Annotated in this window: 20 protein-coding genes, 1 tRNA gene and 1 pseudogene; 13 read left to right on the top strand and 9 right to left on the bottom strand. The window is 69.2% G+C overall.

What is annotated here, in order from left to right; all coding sequences use genetic code 11:
• Positions 1–104 precede the first annotated feature (104 nt).
• Positions 105–2078: a DNA/RNA non-specific endonuclease gene (locus FM105_RS13135; RefSeq protein ID WP_087008961.1), complete on the top strand. Its 1974-nt coding sequence runs from the start codon at positions 105–107 to the stop codon at positions 2076–2078.
• A gap of 12 nt (positions 2079–2090) precedes the next feature.
• Here FM105_RS13135 and FM105_RS13130 read toward each other — a convergent pair whose 3' ends face one another.
• Positions 2091–2747: a hypothetical protein gene (locus FM105_RS13130; protein WP_143275890.1), complete on the bottom strand. Its 657-nt coding sequence runs from the start codon at positions 2745–2747 to the stop codon at positions 2091–2093.
• Between the two features lie 187 nt (positions 2748–2934).
• Here FM105_RS13130 and FM105_RS13125 point away from each other — a divergent pair, with 187 nt between their 5' ends.
• A complete protein-coding gene (locus FM105_RS13125; RefSeq protein ID WP_087008957.1) occupies positions 2935–3252 on the top strand; it encodes a 4a-hydroxytetrahydrobiopterin dehydratase in 318 nt (105 codons plus the stop codon).
• Positions 3253–3326: 74 nt separating this feature from the next.
• On the opposite strand, the gene FM105_RS13120 is transcribed toward FM105_RS13125, so the two are convergent.
• Positions 3327–3983 carry an RraA family protein gene (locus FM105_RS13120; RefSeq protein WP_087008955.1) on the bottom strand — a complete coding sequence of 219 codons (657 nt, stop codon included), beginning with the start codon at positions 3981–3983 and terminating at the stop codon, positions 3327–3329.
• A gap of 170 nt (positions 3984–4153) precedes the next feature.
• Here FM105_RS13120 and FM105_RS13115 point away from each other — a divergent pair, with 170 nt between their 5' ends.
• Entirely contained in the window at positions 4154–5080 is a 927-nt protein-coding gene (locus FM105_RS13115; RefSeq protein ID WP_087008952.1) for a threonine/serine dehydratase, read from the top strand.
• Between the two features lie 42 nt (positions 5081–5122).
• Here FM105_RS13115 and FM105_RS13110 read toward each other — a convergent pair whose 3' ends face one another.
• On the bottom strand, positions 5123–7693 hold the full coding sequence (locus FM105_RS13110) for an excinuclease ABC subunit A (RefSeq protein ID WP_087008950.1): 2571 nt from the start codon (positions 7691–7693) through the stop codon (positions 5123–5125).
• An 81-nt stretch (positions 7694–7774) separates the two neighbouring features.
• Positions 7775–8728 (bottom strand): malate dehydrogenase, encoded by a 954-nt coding sequence (locus tag FM105_RS13105; RefSeq protein WP_101601698.1) that lies wholly within the window; start codon positions 8726–8728, stop codon positions 7775–7777.
• Between the two features lie 136 nt (positions 8729–8864).
• Here FM105_RS13105 and FM105_RS13100 point away from each other — a divergent pair, with 136 nt between their 5' ends.
• Both FM105_RS13100 and FM105_RS13095 read left to right on the top strand, forming a co-directional pair.
• Positions 8865–9377, top strand: coding sequence for an ArsR/SmtB family transcription factor (locus FM105_RS13100; protein ID WP_087008946.1), 513 nt, complete (start codon positions 8865–8867; stop codon positions 9375–9377).
• 41 nt (positions 9378–9418) lie between these two features.
• Positions 9419–11086: a SulP family inorganic anion transporter gene (locus FM105_RS13095; RefSeq protein ID WP_087009234.1), complete on the top strand. Its 1668-nt coding sequence runs from the start codon at positions 9419–9421 to the stop codon at positions 11084–11086.
• A 12-nt stretch (positions 11087–11098) separates the two neighbouring features.
• Here FM105_RS13095 and FM105_RS13090 read toward each other — a convergent pair.
• Positions 11099–11476 (bottom strand): annotated as a pseudogene (locus tag FM105_RS13090) (PQQ-dependent sugar dehydrogenase); the annotation flags it as partial.
• 171 nt (positions 11477–11647) lie between these two features.
• On the opposite strand from FM105_RS13090, the gene FM105_RS13085 reads away from it, so the two are divergent.
• The 3 genes from FM105_RS13085 to FM105_RS13075 are packed head-to-tail and all read left to right on the top strand — an operon-like array spanning position 11648 to position 13133.
• Positions 11648–12142, top strand: coding sequence for a dihydrofolate reductase family protein (locus FM105_RS13085; RefSeq protein ID WP_218777959.1), 495 nt, complete (start codon positions 11648–11650; stop codon positions 12140–12142).
• A 32-nt stretch (positions 12143–12174) separates the two neighbouring features.
• Complete coding sequence (locus FM105_RS13080; protein ID WP_087009232.1) at positions 12175–12675, top strand: DinB family protein; 501 nt, start codon at positions 12175–12177, stop codon at positions 12673–12675.
• Positions 12672–13133, top strand: a complete 462-nt coding sequence (locus FM105_RS13075) for a VOC family protein (protein WP_087008942.1) — start codon at positions 12672–12674, stop codon at positions 13131–13133. Before FM105_RS13080 ends, FM105_RS13075 begins: the two co-directional genes overlap by 4 nt.
• Positions 13134–13137: 4 nt before the next feature.
• Here FM105_RS13075 and FM105_RS13070 read toward each other — a convergent pair whose 3' ends face one another.
• A complete protein-coding gene (locus FM105_RS13070) occupies positions 13138–14154 on the bottom strand; it encodes a helix-turn-helix transcriptional regulator (protein ID WP_087008940.1) in 1017 nt (338 codons plus the stop codon).
• A 105-nt stretch (positions 14155–14259) separates the two neighbouring features.
• Between FM105_RS13070 and FM105_RS13065 the strand changes: the two genes are divergently transcribed.
• From FM105_RS13065 to FM105_RS13045, 4 genes are all read left to right on the top strand, one after another.
• A complete protein-coding gene (locus tag FM105_RS13065; protein WP_256970403.1) occupies positions 14260–15204 on the top strand; it encodes an SDR family oxidoreductase in 945 nt (314 codons plus the stop codon).
• 41 nt (positions 15205–15245) lie between these two features.
• A complete protein-coding gene (locus FM105_RS13060; protein WP_087008935.1) occupies positions 15246–15806 on the top strand; it encodes a hypothetical protein in 561 nt (186 codons plus the stop codon).
• Positions 15807–16065: 259 nt separating this feature from the next.
• Entirely contained in the window at positions 16066–16290 is a 225-nt protein-coding gene (locus tag FM105_RS13050) for a hypothetical protein (RefSeq protein WP_087008931.1), read from the top strand.
• A gap of 2 nt (positions 16291–16292) precedes the next feature.
• Positions 16293–16733 carry an N-acetylmuramoyl-L-alanine amidase gene (locus tag FM105_RS13045; RefSeq protein ID WP_087008929.1) on the top strand — a complete coding sequence of 147 codons (441 nt, stop codon included), beginning with the start codon at positions 16293–16295 and terminating at the stop codon, positions 16731–16733.
• A gap of 49 nt (positions 16734–16782) precedes the next feature.
• Here the strand turns inward: FM105_RS13045 and FM105_RS13040 are convergent, their stop codons facing one another.
• The 3 genes from FM105_RS13040 to FM105_RS13030 all read right to left on the bottom strand — a co-directional run bounded on the left by FM105_RS13040 (position 16783) and on the right by FM105_RS13030 (position 18863).
• Positions 16783–17910 (bottom strand): DNA alkylation repair protein, encoded by a 1128-nt coding sequence (locus tag FM105_RS13040; RefSeq protein ID WP_087009230.1) that lies wholly within the window; start codon positions 17908–17910, stop codon positions 16783–16785.
• 159 nt (positions 17911–18069) lie between these two features.
• Positions 18070–18142 (bottom strand) — tRNA-Lys (locus FM105_RS13035).
• 253 nt (positions 18143–18395) lie between these two features.
• Complete coding sequence (locus tag FM105_RS13030; protein WP_087008928.1) at positions 18396–18863, bottom strand: VOC family protein; 468 nt, start codon at positions 18861–18863, stop codon at positions 18396–18398.
• A gap of 198 nt (positions 18864–19061) precedes the next feature.
• Here FM105_RS13030 and poxB point away from each other — a divergent pair, with 198 nt between their 5' ends.
• Positions 19062–20777 (top strand): ubiquinone-dependent pyruvate dehydrogenase, encoded by a 1716-nt coding sequence (poxB, locus tag FM105_RS13025; protein ID WP_087008926.1) that lies wholly within the window; start codon positions 19062–19064, stop codon positions 20775–20777.
• Positions 20778–20857 lie beyond the last annotated feature (80 nt).

Below are 20857 nucleotides of genomic sequence, written 5' to 3'. Positions count from 1 at the left end.
CGGCTGACACCTGACGGCCGCTGGCCCCTGAGGGCCCCGCCGATCTCAGTCGTTGCTCAGCCTCTCGCCACATCGGCGACACGTGGAGGGCGGACACTGAGTGCATGGCACAGGAATCCGATACGCCCGACAGCTCCGCCGCCGCCCCGAACTCCGACCCGACCTCCGACTCGAGCTCCGACCCGCGAGCCGTCTCGACGCCGCGGCTCGAGCGCATCCGCGCGTGGATCCGACGGTACGGGCGCCACTACCTGGACGATCCGAACGTCACGTCCGTGGGCGTCGGGTACAAGGAGAAGGACGGGGCGCGCACCGATCAGCTGAGCCTGCAGTTCACAGTGCGGACGAAGGCCGCCGGCGCGCAGCTCGAGCAGATGGACACGAGGGCCATCCCGGAGACGCTGGAGATCGACAGCGACCCCGTCGTCACCGATGTGGTCGAGCGCGCCTTCGTCCCCGCGTACCGCGTCGTCCCGGAGGCGGAGCGCAGCGAGCGCAAGACGCGCAGGGATCCGCTGGAGCCCGGTGTGAGCATCTCCCATCCCGTCGTCTCCGCGGGGACGCTCGGAGCGATCGTGCACGATCGGACGACCGGCAGGCCCGCGGTGCTGTCGAACTGGCATGTGCTGCACGGGCCGACCGGCGCCATCGGCGATCCCGCGCTGCAGCCGGGCAGCCACGACGACAACTCCGGCGACCCCCGCAACGAGTTCGGCCGTCTGCTCCGCTCCCACCTGGGCGCAGCGGGAGACGCCGCGCTCGCCTCCGTAGGGTCCCGCCGGGTCGATCCTGCGATCATGGGCCTGGGCGTCGTGCCGGAGGAGATCGCGGACCCTGATCTGGGCGATCGCGTCGTGAAGTCGGGCCGCACCACCGGCGTGAGCCATGGCGTGGTCAGCCGCATCGAGACGATCGTGTCGCTGGACTACGGCGAGGGCGTCGGTGAGACGTCCATCGGCGGGTTCGAGATCGAGCCCGATGAGCGCCGGGACAACGAGGACGACCCCGCCGGCACCGGGATGCTGAGCGACGGCGGGGATTCGGGCGCCGTGTGGATGCTCAAGGCCGGCAACGGCCACACCTCGCGCGTGATGGCGGGGCTGCACTTCGCGGGAGCGGACTCGCTGAGCGGCGACGAGCGGGCGATCGCATGCCTCGCGTCGTCGGTCCGTGACGTGCTCGACTTCTCGCTGGACGGTTCCGTCGCGCAGGAGACCGCCGCCGAGGCCGCGGTCGGCTCCGGCTTCGACGAGGACTTCCTTGCCGTGCCGGTGGCGGTGCCGACGTTCGCCTCCACCGCGTCGCAGGCGGACGAAGAGCTCGGCGCTGATGACGCTGTCGAGGTCGACGGGTCGACCGTCGTGCCGTACACCCACTTCAGCCTGACGATGAGCCGGGCGCGGCGGTTCGCCCGCTGGGTCGCGTGGAACGTGGACGGCGACGACATGCGCCGCCTCTCGCGTGACGGCATCGACTTCCGCCTGGACGAGCGGCTGCCGGCCGATGTGCAGGCGGGGGAGGACCTCTACGCGACGAATGACCTGGATCGGGGCCACATCGCGCGGCGGGCCGACCTCCTGTGGGGTCCTCGTGCGGAGGCGGAGCGGGCGAACGAGGACTCGTTCCACTTCACGAATATCGTCCCGCAGATGAACACCTTCAACCAGGCCGGACGATCCGGGGTGTGGGGAGAGCTGGAAGACGCCCTCTTCGACGCCGTCGATGTCGCCTCGCTGCGCATCAGCGTCGTCGCCGGGCCCGTCTTCAAGGCCGCTGACCGCGAGTACCGGGGATTCCGCATCCCGCGGGAGTTCTTCAAGGTCGTCTACTACGTCGTCGACGACGAGCTGCGCGCCGCGGCGTTCGTGCTGACGCAGGACCTCGACGACCTTGAGATCGTCGACGGGCTGAAGGACTTCTCCACCTATCAGGTGACGCTCGCGGAGCTGACCGAGAAGACCGGGCTGGAGTTCGCCGAGGCCGTGGAGGCGGAGGTCGGCGCGGAGGCCCGCGCGGAGGCGCGTGCTGGTGCCGGGAGTCCCCGCCGGGTCGGATCGGCGTCCGACATCAGGTGGTGAGGCGCCCCCGCGTCAGAGCGCGCCGTGCTTCTTCATGCCGTCCCGGCCCACCAGCCAGAGGATGAGCCCCAGCAGTGTGACCGCGCCGAATCCCAGGGCACCGAACACACCCACGAGCACGCCGCCGACCCCACTGAGGATTCCACCGACGTTCGTGGGCGGCGCCACGACCACGTCGATGCCTGCATCGGGGCTGCATGTGACGGTGTAGGTGCCCGCCTCCTCTGCGGTGAACCCGCCGTCGCTCACGCGGGTGCCGCCGCTGCTGGACGAGGTGTGCTTCGTCCCTCCGGGCCTGATCTCCACGACGGCGGGGCCGGTCGCAGAGCAGCCAGCGGATCCGGCGGCGACGTAGTCGGGCGAATCGGAGTCGTCGTCGGAGCCGTATCCTGAACCGTTCGTCGACCCCTGTGTCGTCGGGTCGATGACGCCGGGCACGTAGTACAGCATCTGGTCACCGGCCTCGAGGTCGATCTGCGTGGGGCCATCGACGGGATGCGAGATCGAGGCGGTCTCCGCGAGACGGGTGAAGCCGGAGACGGCGAGGATGATTCCTCCTGCGATGCAGATGACGGTGAGGACTCCGCCGATCCAGAAGAGCAGGCGCCCGATGCCGCGCATCCGTGTGCCGGGAATGGGCGTCGGTCTGTAAGGTCCTGCTGCGTGCATGGTGTCTTCCGTTCGTCGTCGCATCTCCAGTCTGACGGGTGAGGAACCTGTCCGTGTGTCCGCGCGGTGGCGGATCAGCCACACGGCCGTGACTCCGCCAAGCGGCGGTGCATCGTCAAGGGGCGGTGCATCGGATCAGGATCGGATGCACAGGTCCCGGGCCGGGCGCGGGACGTAGGGTGGAGACATGACTGAGTACAGCGGACAGCAGCTCACGCACGCACTGCAGGAAGCCCAGCTCACCGACTGGCATGCGGCCGAGGACGGCCTGCGCACCCGCTTCAGCACGGGTGACTTCATGGCCGGACTGGAACTCGTCCAGCGGATCGCCGCCGTCGCGGAGGACGCGGGGCATCACCCGGATCTCCTGCTCACCTTCCCTCACGTCGAGGTCCGTCTCATCAGCCACGATGTCGAAGCCGTGACGGACCGGGATCTGCAGCTCGCACGGCAGATCAGCGAGCTCGCGGCCAGTGCGGAGATCGAAGTCGCCCCGACTGACTGACTGGACGAGCTGGGCTGGTTGGACGGACTGACCCGACCAGCCGCCTCGGCGGTGGTTCGCCAGCGCAGGCTGGGTCAGGGGCCGGACTGTGACTGTGTGCGCTCGATGGACGGAAGGTCCAGCAGGTCGACGGTCGTCGCTCCGTTCCGCAGCTGGTCCATGAACGCTGCTTCCTTCGCGACTCGTTCATCCGCACTCTCGAGTGCCTCTCGTGCGTGCTCGGCCGAGATGATGACGACCCCATCGGCGTCCGCGACCACGAGATCGCCTGATCGCACGGCCGCGCCACCCACTCTGATGGTTCCACCGAACTGTCCGAACCAGTCTTTCCGCGTACCGACTACGGAGGTTCCCGAGGAGAAGACCGGGAAGCCCATCTGGCTCATCGCCTCAGTGTCGCGCACGCTGCCGTCGATGATGAGGCCCGCGATGCCGCGCGTTCGGGCGGCGACGGCGAGCACTTCGCCCCAGTGCCCGTACTCGGCTCCCTGGACGTCGACCGTGAGGACGGTGCCGGACGGCGCCTGGAGCACGGCGTGGTGGAGAGCGAGGTTGTCGCCGCCGCGACCTCGGACAGTGAACGCGCGACCCGACACTTCCGCTCCCGGCCAGGCAGGCCGTAACGACGCGCTGCAGGCGAGGCTGTGCGTGGAGGCTTCGTACAGCGTTGCCGCGGAGTGTCCACGAGCCGCTGTGCCCTGCCGGTCGTCCACACGGCCGCAATCGTCCATGCTCCAAGAATGGCTCGACACGACGCGGGTGGGAAGAGCTGACGCTGAAGAATCGCTCATCGACCGGCTCGTCGCGTGTGCGCTAGCCTGACGGCGACCCAGCTCACGCCGCTGTGACGTCGTCGTGCGGTGCAGTACATCGTCGGCGGTTCCGCTTCGAAAGGCCACGCATGCTCTCGCGCTCCGATGTCCTCTCCGCCCACGAACGGGTGCGCGCCCACGTGCGTCGAACCCCCATGCTCGAGGTGGAGGGTGCCCACGGACGATTCCTCCTCAAGTGCGAGTACCTCCAGCACACGGGATCCTTCAAGGCGCGCGGTGCGTTCAACCGCGTGTTCGCGACCCTGGAGCGCGGAGAGCTGGACCCGGAGATCGGCATCGTGGTGGCCTCCGGCGGGAACGCGGGGATGGCGAACGCGTACGCCGCCCGCCGGGCGGGGGTCCCCGCGACGGTGTTCGTGCCGGAGACCGCCCCGCCGGTGAAGGTCGCGCGACTCGAGTCCTACGGTGCGGATGTGCGCCAGGTGGGAACGGAGTACGCGCAGGCCTTCACCGCCGCGATGGAACACACCGGACGCACCGGCGCCGTCTACTGCCACGCGTACGACCAGCTGGAGATCACCGCGGGTGCGGGCACGATGACGGAGGAGATCCTCGAGGACGATCCGGAAGTCGACACGATCATCGTCGCCGTGGGCGGCGGCGGACTGCTCGCCGGCACGCTCGCCGCGGCGGAGGGCCGGGCGAACGTCGTGGGCGTCGAACCGGAGACCGCCGCGACCCTCGCGACGGCTCTCGCGCAGGGTGAGCCGACGGACGTCGAGGTGGCGGGGATCGCAGCCGATTCCCTCGGTGCACGACGGATCGGCGACATCGGCTTCGACACCGCGCAGCGCGTCGGGGTGACGAGTCTGCTCGTCGATGACGAGGCGATCGTCGCGGCGCGCGCTGGACTGTGGGAGGACTTCCGGATCGCGGCGGAGCACGGAGCTGCCGCCGCATACGCTGCCCTGCTGTCCGGCGCGTACGTGCCGGCGGACGACGAGCGGGTCGCGATCGTGGTGTGCGGGGCGAACACGGACACCACGACGCTCTGAGTCGGGTCGCTGACACGAGCCAGCACGGCCGACTTCTGTCCTTCACACCCGCAGGTAGCGGCCTGTCACGCTGTCCGGGTCGGCGGCGATCTGCTCCGGCGTGCCGGTCGCGATGATCCGGCCGCCCGCGTCGCCGCCGCCGGGCCCCATGTCGATGACGTGGTCGGCGTTCGCGATGAGGTCGAGGTCGTGCTCGATGACGACGACGGTCCCACCCTGATCGACCAATCGCTGGAGCACTCCGACGAGCACGCGGACGTCCAGCGGGTGCAGCCCCACCGTCGGCTCGTCGAACACGAAGAGCGTCTGCTCCTGCCTGCGGTTCAGCTCGGAGACCAGCTTGAGCCGCTGAGCCTCGCCGCCGGACAGGGCAGGCGTCGATTCGCCCAGGGTCAGGTAGCCCAGGCCGACTTCGCGCAGACCCTCGAGTCGCGTCCGGACACGGGGCAGGTCGCCGACGTGCTCGAGCGCCTCCTCCACGGTCATCGCCAGCAGCTGCGGCAGCGACACGTCGTCTCCGTCCGCGCCCTCCGGCCCGCCGTCCTCGGCGCTCGTCGCTGACCGCCGCCTGTGCTCCTGCGCGTCCTGCCCGTAGCGGGTGCCATCGCAGTCGGGGCAGACGACGTCGATGTCCGGCAGGAACTGCACGTCCAAGGAGATCTGCCCGGTCCCGTCGCAGCGCGGGCACCGCAGCGAACCCGTGTTGTACGAGAAGTCTCCGGCCTTCAGGCCGGCGGCTTTCGCAGAACCCAGCCGCGCGAACACCTTGCGCAGCTCGTCGAGAGCGCCAGAGTACGTCGCGACCGTCGACCGCACGTTGATCCCGATCGGAGTCGCATCGACGACGTCGACCCGCTCGACGCCGGACGCGTCCAGCCGGGTGACGTGGGCGGGGGAGCCGGCCGGGGCCTCGGCGGCGGTTCCAGCGGATTCCTCCGCGTGCGCGGCTCCTACCGCGGCGGAGAGCGCGGGCACCAGGCTCTCGAGCACCAGCGTCGTCTTGCCGGACCCGGACACGCCGGTGACGGCCGTGAGGCGACCGCGGGGGATCGTGACGTCCAGCGCGTGGACCGTGTGGATCGGGTCGGTGCGCAGTCGGATGCGGCCGCGTGCGAACGTCTCCGCGGCAGGAGTGCGGGGGCGGGTGATGGCGTCCTCGACTCCTGTGAGGAACCCGCCGATCCGCGAGTCCGGATGCGCGCCCACCTGCTCGACGGTGCCCTGCGCGACGACCGTGCCGCCGTGCCGGCCTGACCCGGGACCGATCTCCACGAGGTGGTGGGCGCGCCGCAGCACGTCGACGTCGTGATCGACCATGACGACGGAGTTCCCGCCGGACAGCAGGTCCTCGACGACGCCCACCAGGCCCTCGAGGTTGGTCGGGTGTAGGCCGATCGACGGCTCGTCCAGGACGTACAGGACGCCGGTCGTCTCATTGCGGACGGCCCGCGCGAGCTGGACTCGCTGCCGCTCGCCGGTCGACAGGGTCGACCCGGCCCGGTCCAGCGCGAGATAGCCGAGACCCAGTTCGAGCAGTCGTCCGGCCATTCCGACGAAGGTGTCCGCGAGTCCGTCCGCCAGCGGGCGCATCTCATCGGGCACCCTGTCGGGCAGTCCGCGGACCCATGCGACCGTGTCCGTCAGCGGCTGGGCCGTCACGTCGCCGAGGCCGTCGTCGCTGATCCGCGGCGCCCTGGCCTGCGAGGACAGCCGGGTTCCGTCGCAGTCGGTGCACCGGTGGGCGGTGAGGAACCGGCTGACGCGGGACAGGCGCTTCTCATCGGTGGCGCGCTCGAGCTCCTTCGTGACCGTGAGGCGGGCGTTGCGGAAGGTGAAGTCGAGCTCGTGGAGGCCCTTCTTCGTCGAGACCTCGATGTGCTTCTTCTCCTCCGGGCCGTCGAGCACGATGTCGCGCTCGTCGTCCGTGAGGTCGCGCCAGGGGACGTCCGTGCGGACGCCGAACTCGCGCACGATCTGCGGCTGCACGTTGAAGCCGAACATCTGCCACGGGATCACGGTCCCGTCGTCGATGGTGAGCGCCGGGTCGCGGATGAGGGAGTCGTCGTCGACGCGGCGGACGGTGCCCGTGCCCTCGCAGGTGGGGCAGGCGCCGCCGGAGTTGAACGCGAGGTCCTCCGCTCCCGGGGCGTCGAATCGGATGCCGCAGGTCTCGCAGGTGAGCGTCTGCTCCGCCGCGACGGCGAGGGTGGGGCGGTGGTAGTGGCCGTTGGGGCAGGCGTGGGATCCCAGCCGGGAGAAGATCAGGCGCAGGACGTTCAGCAGCTCCGTCGATGTGCCGAAGGTCGAGCGCACACCGGGGATCCCGGGTCGCTGCCGCAGCGCGAGCGCGGCCGGTACGTGCGTCACCCGGTCGACGTCCGCGCGGGCCGACTGCCCCATCCGCCGCCGCGTGTAGGTGGATAGCGCCTCGATGTAGCGGCGCGAGCCCTCTGCGTAGAGCACCCCCATCGCCAGTGACGACTTCCCGGAGCCGGAGACTCCGGCGATCCCCACGAGCGTGTGCAGCGGGATGTCGACATCGACATCCCGGAGGTTGTGGACGCGGGCACCCCGGACTGCGATGACGTCCGGCTGTGCGGGGCGGCTGCTCATATGGACTCCTTCCGCCGCCACCGTACGCCGAGACCGGCGCCTCCGTACGCTGAGCCCGGCGCTGCGCGCGCCGGACCGTCGTCACACCCCTGCGGAGTCGAACGCGATCTGATCGGCCTCCCGCAGGATGCGGGCGCTCTCGTCGAGCAGCGACTGCTCCTCATCGGTGAGCTCAGGCTCGAGGATGCGCACGGCTCCGTCATGGCCCAGCACCGTCGGGAGACCCACGAACGTGCCGTACGTCGACTGGTAGGAGGCGACGGCCATGATCGCATGGCTGTTGTCGACGATCGCCTCCGCGATCTGCGCGACGACCGCGCCGATGCCGTGCTGGCTGGCTCCGATGCCCTCGATGATGGAGATGTTCGAGTACTTCACGGCCTCGCGGATGCGGTCCTGGACGACGGCGACGTCCTCGCCGGTCTCCTCGATGAGGTCCAGGACGCGCCTGCCGCCCACGCGGGCGGTCGACCAGGCGTACACCGCCGAGGTGCCGTGCTCTCCCAGCACCACCGCGTCGACCTCGCTGGCGGGCACGCCCAGCTCCTGCCCGACCCGGTAGCGGAACCGGATGGTGTCGATCGTCGTGCCGGAGGACAGGATCGTCATCTCCGGGGCGAGGCGGCGGGCCAGCGCGGCCAGCGGGTCCGGCGGATCCGTGACGACGAGGACCGTCGCGGTCGGATCGACCTCCTTCAGCTGTCCGATCATGTCCGCATACGCGCGGGCGTTCGCGGGGATGAGCACGCGGCGCCCTGCATCATCGGAGCGATCCGTGGCTCCGCCGTCCTTCTCGTTCACCCCGGCGGTGATGATGACGAGGTCCGCGCCCTTCAGATCCTCGTAGTCACCCGCGCGCACGCGGGCGCGAGAGGTCGCCGCCGCAGCATAGGTGAAGTCCTCCGCGAGGCCCACGGCCTTCGCATGGGTGCGATTGACGAGGATGATCTCCGGGTCCAGGCCCGTCGGTGCGATGAGGGAGGCGACGGTGGCCGCCGTGACGGCGCCTGCGCCGATGATGCCGATGCGCTTCAAGAGGTGACTCCTCGTCGTCGGGGGGGGGGTGACGTTCTGGGAACAGCCTATACGTCGTGCATTCCGGTGAGCGAATGCACGATTCTGCACAGTGAAATCGAAGAGCATGTCTTGTGACTGATATGATGAATCCATCATGCCATCAATAGACGCGCAGAAGCCCCTCTACGAGATCAAGGCGAATCTCTTCAAGGGCCTGGCCCACCCGTTCCGCATCCGCATCCTCGAACTGCTCTCCGAGGCCCACCATGTCGCAGTGCTCCAGGGCGACGGGTCCGTCGACGGGCCAGGCTCTGACGCGGTGATCGTCGAAGGTGCGAGTGCGGCCACGGGTGAGATGAACGTGACCGACCTGCTGCGCGCCACCGGGCTCGAGGCCTCGCATCTCTCCCAGCATCTCGCAGTCCTGAGGCGGCACCGGCTCGTCGAGTCGCAGCGCCGCGGCAGCCACGTCTACTACCGGCTGGCGCACGTGCGCGTCTCACGCATGCTCGCGGTCGCGCGGCAGCTGCTCTTCGACACCCTCGCGTCGGACGAGAAGCTGCTCTCCGATGCCGGTGACCTCCCTGTGGTGCATGGTCTGGAGCCCCGCGCCGATGAGAACAGCGATGAGAACACCGATGAGAGCGCCGAGCAGGTGGGCCGGTGACCGCCCAGGCTGTGTCGGCAGGGTCCTCGGTGTTCGCCCGCATGCGCGGGCACCTGCGCAGCCTGCGCCCGGGCCGGCGGGACTACGCGGACCTGCGCGCGACCTGGCGGGCGGATCTGGTGGCCGGCGTGACGGTCGGCATCGTCGCGCTCCCGCTGGCCCTCGGCTTCGGCGTGAGCTCTGGGCTCAGCGCGAGCGAGGGTCTCATCACCGCGATCGTCGCGGGCTTCCTCGCCGCCGTGTTCGGTGGGTCGAACGTGCAGGTGTCAGGCCCGACCGGCGCGATGGTCGTCGTGCTCCTGCCGATCGTCGCCTCCCATGGGGCGGGGGCGGTCGCGGTGGTGTCGATCCTCGCCGGGGTGCTCGTGGCACTCGCCGGACTGCTGAAGCTGGGGCGGACCGTGGGCGTCATCCCGTGGCCCGTCATCGAAGGATTCACCCTGGGGATCGGCGTCATCATCTTCCTGCAGCAGATCCCCTCGGTCACGTCGCCCGAGGGTGTGGGCGCCGGTGGCCACAGCACGAACGCGCTCGTCGCGGCTCTGCAGTCGATCGCGGAGGCGGACTGGGGCTACGTCGCGTGGGCCGTGGGCATCGCGGTCGTCGTCATCGCGTGCATGCTCGTGGCGGGACGCATCCATCCGTCCGTGCCCGGGTCGCTGCTGGGCATCGTCGTGGCGACCCTCCTCTGCCTCGCGCTTCCCACACCGCTGGCCGTCATCGGTGCGCTGCCGTCGGGGCTGCCCGCGCCGTCGCTGCCGACGTTCGACGTTGCTGCCCTGCCGGACCTCGCGGGGCCGGTCGTCGCAGTCGCGGCGCTGGCCGCGATCGAATCGCTGCTGTCCGCCCGCGTCGCCGCGTCGATGGCGAACACCGGTCCGTACAACGCGGACCGGGAGCTCGTGGGGCAGGGCATCGCGTCCGTGGGCGCGGGGCTGTTCGGCGGCATGCCGGCGACGGGGGCGATCGCCCGCACCGCGGTCAACATCCGTGCGGGCGCCCGCACGCGGCTCGCGTCCGTCGTCCACGCGGTCGTCCTGCTCTGCGTCGTGCTCTTCGCGGCAGGACCCGTCGGCATGATCCCGCTGGCGGCGCTGGCGGGGATCCTCATGCTGACCGCCTGGCGGATGGTGAACTGGGCGACGGCCGCGTCGATCATGCGGTCGACCCGGGCGGATGCCGCAGCCTTCCTGCTGACCGCGATCGTGACGGTGGCGTTCGACCTGATCATCGCGGTGGTCATCGGGGTCGTCGTCGCGGCGTTCTTCGCGCTTCGGAACCTGGCGCGGGTCACGCGGGTGACGCGCGAGGCCGTGCCCGGCGAGCCGGAGCCCGGGGACGAGAGGATCGCGATCGTCCGCTTCGACGGACCGCTGATCTTCGCGTCCGGCGACAGGATCTTCGACGAGGTGATGGCGTTCGACGACATCCACGTGGTCATCCTGCGCATGTCCTCCGTCGAGGTCATCGACGCGACGGGCGCGCATGTGCTGGAGGACATCGTGAAGTCGCTCGAGAGGCGCGGTGTCACGGTGCTCATCAAGGGTGTGCAAGCACGGCATGAGGAGCTCTTCCGCACCGTGGGCGTTCTGCGGGCGCTGCGGCACTCCCGTCACCTGTTCGACGACCTCGGTGACGCGGTCGTCCATGCGCGCAGCCACATCGAGCGGGCCGGTCTGCGGGGAGGCCCCGCACAGAGCGGAGGCTGAACGACCTCACCCCACCGGCGCCTCCCACACACGCTCGCCGCGCAGGCTCGCGATGACGATCGAGTCGCCGGAGACCGCGAGTCCGGACGGGCTTGCCTCCGCTGGCTCCCGCTGCTTGACGGGATCGACGAACTCATCGTCCCCGCCGATGCCCTCCACATCCGGCCACCCGTAGTTCGCTCCGGGTTCGATGATGTTGAGCTCGTCCCACGTGTCCTGCCCGAATTCGCTCGGGTAGAGGGTCCCGTCGTCCGCCCAGTCGAGCCCCTGCGGGTTGCGGTGGCCCAGGCTGTAGACGAGGGAGTCTGCGAACGGGCTGTCCTCCGGAACGCCGCCATCGGGCGTGAGGCGCAGGATCTTGCCTGCGGGCGACTCCAGGTCCTGGCCACCGCCCGTGAACGGTTCCGCACGAAATGGTGACGTGCGTAACATGGCGGGTGACCGATCGGCGCCGTCACGGAAGGTGCATATGACCACGATCGCGAATCTGAGTGTCTCGCTCGACGGCTTCTACACCGGGGCGGACCCGAGCGCGCACAATCCATTGGGCGAGGCCGGGGGGTGCTGCACCGGTGGTTCGGCCGCGACGTCGGGGATCGGGCGCAGCTCACCGCCGATGACATCCTGCGCCCCGAGTTCGAGCGGATGGGTGCGCTGGTCATGGGGCGGGACAGCTACGAGCACGCGCAGGCCTCGTGGGGGCCTCGGCCGCCGTTCGAGGTGCCGCTGTTCGTCGTGACCCACAGACCGCGGGCGGACGACGTGCGGGAGGGGTCGACGTTCCACTTCGTCGAGTCGTTCGAGGAGGCGTGGGCGCTGGCGCGCTACGAGGCGGACGACAGGGCGGTCGGACTCCACGGCGGAGGCGCGATCCGGCAGGGGCTGCGCGGTGGCCACCTGGATGAACTGCAGCTGCACCTCGTGCCGGTGCTGCTGGGGCGCGGTCGGAGGCTGTTCGACGATGTGGTCGAGGCGCCTGTGGGGCTGGAGATCCTCCGTGTGGCGGAAGGCCCAGGAGTGACGCATGTGAAGTATCGGGTGCGGCCTGGTGGGTGAGGGTCGTGCCCATCGACGGGGAGGGGCGCATCATGAGTGGTCGAATCGAGTGGAACAGCAGTCTCCGGGATCAGTTCACGTGGCATTGGGATCACCTGCTCCGTGAGCGCCTGAGCGGCCTGACGGATGACGAGTACTTCTGGGAGCCCGTCCCTGCACCGTTCACGACCATCGCATGGCGGCTGGGCCACGTGATCGTGGGAGTGTTGGCGATGCGGAACGCCTCGCACTTCGGACGCGAACCGGTGGACTACTTCACCTTCGACTATGCGGCGACGGCGGACGGTGCACTCGCGCAGCTGGACGAGGAGCTCGCGCGGTGGCTGGCCGGAGTCGAGGCTCTGGGCGAGGACGGACTGGCCCGACCGTGCGGAGAGGCGGAGGGGCCGTTCGCGGAGGATCCGATGTCGCAGCTGGTGCTCCACATCCATCGCGAACTCATCCATCACCTGTCGGAGGTGTGCCTGCTGAGGGATCTGTATCTGCACTCGCGGGGAGACGCCGCAGGGTCCGGAGGAGGTGGCGGAGCATGAGCCGAACCGTGCAGGTCACGTTCGACGCGCGCGACCCGCGTGGGCTCTCCGCCTTCTGGGGCGAGGCGCTGGGGTACGCGCATCCGGCGCCGCCGGGAGTGGAGCTCTCACCCGGCGCGGATGCCATGGCCGCGTGGGATGAGTTCCTCGAGCAGGCCGGTGTCCCGCAGGACCAGTGGAACAGCTCATCCGCGCTGGAGGACCCGGACGGAGCAGGCCCGCGGATCTTCTTCCAGCAGGTGCCGGAGGGCAAGACCGCGAAGAACCGGGTGCATCTGGACGTGCGCGCCGCGCCCGGACTTGAGGGGGAAGAGCGGATGGAGGCGTTCGAGCGCGAGTGTGACCGCCTGGTGGCGCTCGGTGCGACGCGGCTGGAGCGCTTCGACCCCGCACCGCCGTTCAGCCACGGCTTCATCGTCATGGCCGATCCGGAGGGCAACGAGTTCTGCCTGGACTGAGGTCTCACACGGTGGCGTCGTCCGCTTCGCGCGGCTGATTGCAGATCCTCAGGGCCTCTGCCCTGTCGTGGATCGCCCGGCGCAGCGACGCGGGTTCGAGCACCTCGACTCCTGGTACTGCCATGAGCTGGGAGCTCGCGATCGCCACAGATTCCATCCGCAGGCGGATCTCCACGCGCTCGCCTCCTCTGTCCGCTCCTCCGATCGCCGTTCGGGTGCCCGCGCCGGGCACGGCCGCGACCAGGGCCTCGGCGGAGGCCGTCGGCAGCGACAGGCGCACCGGAAGCCTGGCGAGGGACGCTTCGAAGGCCCCGCGCGATTCTCGCCAGTACTCAGCCAGCGAGAAGTCCGCCGGCCTTGCAGCAGGCTCCGGGTGGACCTCGACGTGGGACATCCTGGAGAGCCGATACGTGCGCGGGGTGCCGCGCCGTGCGGCGACGAGGTACCAGCGATCGGTCTTGAGGACGAGGCCGAGCGGATCCACTGCACGATGTCGTGGAGAGACCTCCGCTGGCGGGGACCCGCTCGCGGCTGCGTCGACGGGTGGACGGGAGGTGTAGTCGAATGAGAGGCGTCGACCCTCCCAGACGCTGCGCGCCACCTCCGCCAGGGACGTGGGCCGGTCGGTCGGGGTGAACCACGCCTCGTTGTCGAGGAGGAAGCGCTCGTGGGTGTGCTCGGGGCTCGGCCCCAGTGTCGACCCGGCGGCCAGCATCTTGAGCCGTGCGGCGGTGAAATCGTCGTGCAGCCCGAGGTCCCGTGAGCCCGCCTCCCCGATGATCAGCGTCTGCAGTTCGACGGCTGTCATTCCGGTGACGGGTGAACGCCATCCCTCCACCAGTCCGACGCCGCCTGCTGGCCCGGTGCGGGTCCACACCGGCACGCCGATCTGCTGCAGCGAGGCGATATCGCGCTGGATCGTGCGTGTCGACACCTCGTGCCGATCTGCCAGTGCCTGTGCGGTGGTGGGACGTGCGTTCCCGAGCTCCAGCAGGATGGCGAGCATCCGTGAGGTCCTCATGAGCGAATCCTAGGCCATTCTCGACAGAGGGTGTCCGGAATGGCTGAGACGGTGGGTGGGCACTGGAGGAATCGATTTGGAGGGATCGACATGGAGGGACTCACTGTGGATGCATCACCACTGGACGACCGGATCGCACTGGTGACGGGTGCGACGCGCGGGGCGGGCCGCACGATCGCCCGAGAACTCGCCGCCGCTGGTGCGCACGTGTACTGCACCGGACGCTCCACGCGGGCGCACGCCTCGGACTATGACCGCGAGGAGACGATCGAGGAGACTGCGGCACTCATCACCGATGCCGGTGGGACGGCTACCGCGATCGCTGTGGACCATCGGGACCACGAGCAGGTCGAGTCGCTCATCGAACGGATCGAATCCGAGCAGGGGCGCCTCGACATCCTCGTGAACGACATCGGGGGAGAGGCATACGTCGATTTCGACGTCCCGCTCTGGTCCTTCGACTGGGAACGCGGGATGAAGCTGTTCGAGACCGGCTTCATGACCCACCTCATCACCAGTCATGCTGCTCTCGGTCTGCTCAGCCGGACCACGGGTGGGCTCGTCGTGGAGGTCACCGACGGCACTCGGGAGTACAACGCCCACCAGTACCGATCCACGGTCTTCCTCGACCTCACCAAGACGGCCGTCGACCGGCTGGCGTTCACCGAGGGGCACGATCTGGAGGCCCGTGGCGGTACGGCGGTCTCCGTGACACCGGGCTGGCTGCGCTCGGAGATGATGCTCGATGCATTCGGGGTCACCGAAGAGACCTGGAGGACGGCTGCCGAGGCGAACCGCGGTCGCGCCGATGCCGTGCCGCCGTACGACTTCGTCATCTCCGAGACCCCCATGCTGCTGGCGCGAGGAATCGCGGCGCTGGCCGCAGATCCGCAGCGGGCACTGTGGAACACCCGTTCGACGAGCTCCTTCGAGCTGGCTGAGCACTACGGGCTCTACGACGTCGATGGCTCACGGCCGGATGCGTGGTCGTTCATCGCGGCTCTGGGCTCGTCTTCCGCCGATGAGGTCGAGGTCTCCGACTTCCGTTAGGGGCATTGACCTGCGGACGCGTGACGACTCAGGGTGGAACGATGCTCATCGGATCGATCGTTGCCGCCGAGATCGCCTTCTGGGCGTTCCTCGTCGGAGGTCTGGCCATCAGATACCTCCTCGGTGCGCCCCGGGTGGGAATCGTGTTCCTGATCGCGACCCCGTTGATCGATCTCGCCCTCCTCGTCCTCACCTACATCGATCTGAGCAGCGGGAGCGATTCGAACTTCGCGCATGGTCTCTCCGCGACCTACATCGGCTTCACCGTGGTCTTCGGACCCTCCGCGATCAGAGCCATGGATGCGAAGTTCGCAGGGAAGGACCAGGAGGGGCCCAATGCCGAAACTGATCGGTCCTCGGTCGATGAGCAGCAGAGGATCTGGCGGCGTTGCTGCCTGGCCTCGGGAATCACCGGTGCCCTCCTCTTCGCCGGAATCGCGGTCGTTGGTCTCGCCGGCGCCTTCTGGTTGATCTACTGGTTGGTGGTCGTGGTCTCGATCGTCATCGTCTGGTGGTTCGTCGGGCCCGGTGTCGCCCGACGGCGAGCGAAGCAGCGCGGGTCGAGGATGGACGGCGACGAGAGGCCCGACGGCACCACCTGACCGAAGCGAAAGGTCTTGGAGGTTCAGAGGATCCGAGGCTGTCCTCGGTGGTTCATGAGCCCAACCGCGACATATCGGTCAGCACCATCCGCTCCGAGGTGTTCACCCTTACGACCCCCGGCAGCCTGCTCAGCTCGTGGTCCGGCGTGGAGTGGAAGGCGGTCATGCTGTCCGACTTCGGGACGTTGCGACTCTTCCCACTGCGAGTTCACTCGGGCGTCATTGATCCTGGTCACGGGTCGTACATAGCGTCGTAGCCATGAGTATCCCCACGAAGAACTCAGCAGTGACCCGACGCAGACTCTTCATGACCGGAGGTGCAGGAGCCGCCGCGCTGGGGGCCACCCTGGTCTTCGGCGCGAGCGCGGCCCAGGCCTCGGACCGCGACTTCACTCAGTTCCGCACCACCGACGGCGACGGTGGGGAGATGTCCAACCCCGCGAACCTGACCGGCTGCCCACTGGGCCGCGGAGAGGGTGAGTGAGCATGGCCCTCTGGAAGGGAAGCCCGAACTTCAACACCGGTCGCAACGGCAGCAGCGTCGACCGCATCGTCATCCACTACATCGTCGGCACGCTCGCCGCTGCGGACGCGACGTTCGCCGACCCCAACGCGCAGGTGAGCGCCCATTACGGCATCGGTGAGGGCGCGGTGCACCAGTACGTGAATGAGATGGACACCTCCTGGCATGCCGGCGATCTGGCGATGAATCGCCGCAGCATCGGCATCGAGCACTCCGCGGACCAGTCGCGGCCGCCGGACGCCACGACCTACGCGGCCTCCGCCGAGCTGTGCGCCCGCATCTGCCGCGACTTCGGCATCGACCCGAACACGCAGATCATCGGCCACAGCGACGTCGTGTCCACGGCGTGCCCCGGCACGGTGGATCTCCAGCGGATCATCTCGGAGACCGCCGCGCTGGTCTGATCGTCGCTCGACCTGGCTCGGTGGGTCGGCCCACCACGGCGTTCCCTGCTCAGACTGAGCAGGGAACGCCGTTCGTCGTGAGCTCGAACTCTGCGCGAGTCGTTTCAACTCCGTTGACCTGCAGGGAGAGCGCGTGGGCGCCCGGGTAGTAGCGCCGAGTGCTGATGGGACGGAACGAATGCGAGCGCCGCAGCTCCGTCATCTGACCAGGACGCAGAGTCATCGTCGTGAGCTTGAAGGTCTTGGGCGACTGCCGTCCGTTCGCCTTGAGGTGGTGCACGACGTAGTCGATGGTGAGGCGGACGTCGTCCTCACTGATGTTGCGGATCGCGGCGTGGAACTCGACGGCTTCGCCCACCGCGACGCTCTGCCGGTCGACGGCGGGCCCCTCGATCTGAAGTGCCTGTCCGACGGAGGGGAACCCCAGCAGCGCGAGCGCATCGGGATCGCCTCTCTTGATGAGGGTGCGCAGTCCGTGGCGCACCACCCGTTCCGTGCTGCCATCCGGTTCAGCGAGCCAGCGCTCGGCCGTTCCGATGACGAGGGCCGCGTGGTCGCGGCTCAGGTCGTTGAAGTGATTGGCGACGGAACGGCGGACGTATTCGGCGGGATCTCGATAGAGGTCCTCGAGGAGGGGGACGGTCGCCCCAGGCGTTTGCGAGAGCTCTGGGATCCGCTTTGCCCAGGGCAGGTGGGGGCGGGTGCCCTCGGACGCGAGCCGGCGGACATGGACGTCCGAGGACGCAGTCCATGTCCGGATGATCGCCAGCGCTCGATCGGGATCGTGCGTGATGAGAGAGCGGATGGCGAACTCCGCGGTGAGGAGCCCCGTGAGCTCCGCGAGCAGGGCCATCGCATCGTCGAACGCCTCTGTCCCGCCGTCCGCGACTGCCTTCGACGCGATCACCTCCGTGACCGGCCAGATCATCCAGCCGGTGAAAGTCGGGTTGGTGCCGTGCGCACTCCTGACGACACGCGCCAGCGCGGCGTAGTCGCCCGGCACGTCGGCCAGGAGTGCTGATTCCAGCTGTTCGACCCGTGCACGCAGGGGCAGTCCCTCGAGCTGCGCCGCGGCCGCGTGCAGGCGGGTGAGGGGGAGGTCCGGGACGACGGTCCGGAGCGCGTGTGCCAGTGCCTCGGCTGTCTGAGAGCTGATCAGTTCGTCGGCTGTCGGCATGATCCGCACCTTCTTCCTCACGGGTGCCGCCGGCGGTCCCGGCACGGAACGCGGAAGCGCCCTGAACGAGTGGGTCCAGGGCGCCTCCGCTGTGCACTGACGCCACAGGCTGTGCTGTGACACCTGTGCCACCGCAGACGGACTGCGACATCAGACGGGTGGGCCCAGTGGGGATCGAACCCACGACCCACGGATTAAAAGTCCGTTGCTCTGCCAACTGAGCTATAGGCCCACGCAGAGTCTACCGTCCCAGCGCGGCTGCGCATCCAGCAGCTGCGCAGCCATCCGCACACACGTGTGGCGAGCCCTCGTGGGGCCGCCGCCGCGTCGCGAGTGAGTGCAAACCGGCCCCTCGAGCGCCGAATCTGGGCCAGGTTGTACTCACTCGCGGCGAGGTGGGCTGTGCGTGGGCCGCACGATGCGCAGCTGCGCGGTCCACGCGTCGCGCGGTCCACGCGTCGCGCGGCCCACGCATCGCCCACCCCTCAGGGCATCGGCGTGCCCGGATAGGTGCCGAAGGACCAGAGGTTGCCCTCCGGGTCCTTCACCGTGAACTCGCGACTGCCGTAGTCGGTGTCGACGAGCGCAGCGATGATCTCCGCCCCCGACCGCCGTGCCCGCTCGTGCAGCGCATCGACATCCCGCACGACGATGTACGTGCCCGCGGTGCCGGGCCTGCGCGACCACTCGCGGCCCTCCCGGTACGACCCGAGCATCAGGCCGCCCGCGCCCTCGGGCCACAGCAGCTCTGCGTGGGCGACCATGTCGCCGTCGTCATACCGGGCCGTGAGCCGGAAGCCGAACGTCTCCGTCAGGTAGATGATCAGTGCGTTCGCGTCCTGCGCCTGCAGAGTCGCCCAGACGGTCGGCGTGCCCGATGCCTGTCCGGCGCCGCCGCCCTGTCCAGCGCTGTCGATGTCCGAGGGGTCGCGAGGTTCCGTTGCTCCAGTCATGCCTCCAGCGTGCTCGCTCGAAGCCGTCCGCGAAAGTGCCGCGGCACACTCCGAAGACGATTCACACCGCGCAGTGATCTGCCGATGCGCTCCTGCCCTGACCTGCCGCACATCGCCCACGGCCGCCCCTGCACTTCAGCGGCGCGCCGGGCTAGTCTCGTAGATGGACACACGCCGCAGATCCGTCAGGAGAACGTCATGCCCACCGCAGCACAGCACATCGTCGACACACTGGCAGCGAGCGGCGTGAGCCGCGTCTACGGGATCGCGGGCGATTCCCTCAACGGATTCACCGATGCACTGCGGGACACGGAGGGCATCAGCTGGTTCAGCACCCGGCACGAGGAGGCCGCCGCCTTCGCCGCCTCCGCCGAGGCCGGGCTCACCGGTTCCCTCGCGGCCTGCGCGGGCTCCTGCGGACCGGGCAACACGCACCTCGTGAACGGGCTGTACGACGCGATGCGCTCCCGCGTCCCGGTGCTGGCGATCGCCGCCCAGATCCCCAGCGAGGAGATCGGCACGGGGTACTTCCAGGAGACCCATCCGCAGGAGCTCTTCCGCGAGTCCAGCGTCTACATCGAGCACGTCAGCAGTGCGGAGCAGCTGCCTCGGCTGCTGCGCATCGCGATGCGCGAGGCTCTGTCCCAGCGCGGTCCCGCGGTGCTCGTCATCCCCGGTGACGTGCTGCTCACGCGGATCGACACCGCCGCCGAGGCCGTCCTCCCCGCCGACTCCGCCACCGTCCCAGCCGGGCCGGGGCTGGCGGGCGCCGCGCAGGCGCTCAACGACTGCACGAAGGTGACGATCCTCGCAGGCGCGGGCGTCGCAGACGCGCGCGAACAGGTGATCGAGTTGGCGGAGAGGCTGCAGGCGCCCATCGTCCACGCGCTGCGCGGCAAGGAGTTCATCGAGCACGACAACCCCTATGACGTGGGGATGTCGGGGCTGCTGGGCTTCGCGTCCGGCTACCACGCGATGATGCAGGCGGAGACGCTCGTGATGCTCGGCACGGACTTCCCCTACCCGCAGTTCCTCCCGCGGGATGCGACCGTCATCCAGGTCGACATCCGCGGCGGCCAGATCGGGCGCCGCACCCGGGTCGACCACCCCCTGGTCGGCGATGTGCGCTCGACCGTCGACGCGCTCCTGCCGATGCTCACACAGAAGAAGGACTCGAAGCACCTCTCCCGGATGGTGAAGCACTACGGCAGGACCCGGAAGGAGCTCGACGAACTCGCGACCCCGGCCCGCCGGCGGATCCACCCGCAGTACCTCACCCGGCTGCTCGACGAGGGGGCGACGGACGATGCGGTCTTCCTGCCGGACGTCGGCTCCCCCGTGATGTGGGCGGCCCGCCACCTCACGATGAACGGGAAGCGCAGGCTGATCGGGTCCTTCACCCACGGCTCCATGGCGAACGCCCTGTCCCAGGCGATCGGTGCGCAGGCCAGCCACCCGGATCGCCAGGTGGTCGCGATGGCCGGCGATGGCGGACTGTCGATGCTCCTGGGGGAGCTGCTCACTGTCAACCAGCACGACCTGCCGGTCAAGACCGTCGTCTACAACAACGACTCCCTCAACTTCGTGGAACTGGAGATGAAGGCCGCCGGGTTCGTCACGCACGCGACGGACCTGGGCCGCACGGACTTCGCGGCGATCGCGGATGCGGTCGGGATCAAGGGATTCCGCGTCGAGAAGCCCAAGGAGCTCGAAGAGGCGGTGAGGGAATTCCTCGCACACGACGGTCCTGCACTGCTGGACGTAGTGGTGGAGCGGCAGGAGCTCTCCATGCCGCCCTCCATCAAGGCGGAGCAGGCGGCAGGCTTCGCGCTCTTCGCCGTCCGCACCGTCCTGTCCGGTCGCGGCGATGAGCTGATCGACCTGGCGAAGGCGAACCTGCGCCAGCTGCTGTGATGCGACTGCGGCCCGCCGCCGCACCTCGCGCTGAGCGCGGCAGGTGCGGCGGCGGGCCGCAGCGTGCTCCGGGAGCCCCG

Origin of the sequence: Brevibacterium yomogidense, from assembly GCF_900163715.1 — a bacterium.
Taxonomy (GTDB): Bacteria; Actinomycetota; Actinomycetes; order Actinomycetales; family Brevibacteriaceae; genus Brevibacterium; species Brevibacterium yomogidense_A.
Note: the sequence above shows the minus strand (reverse complement) of the source record. Positions and strands in the feature narration are given on the sequence as shown.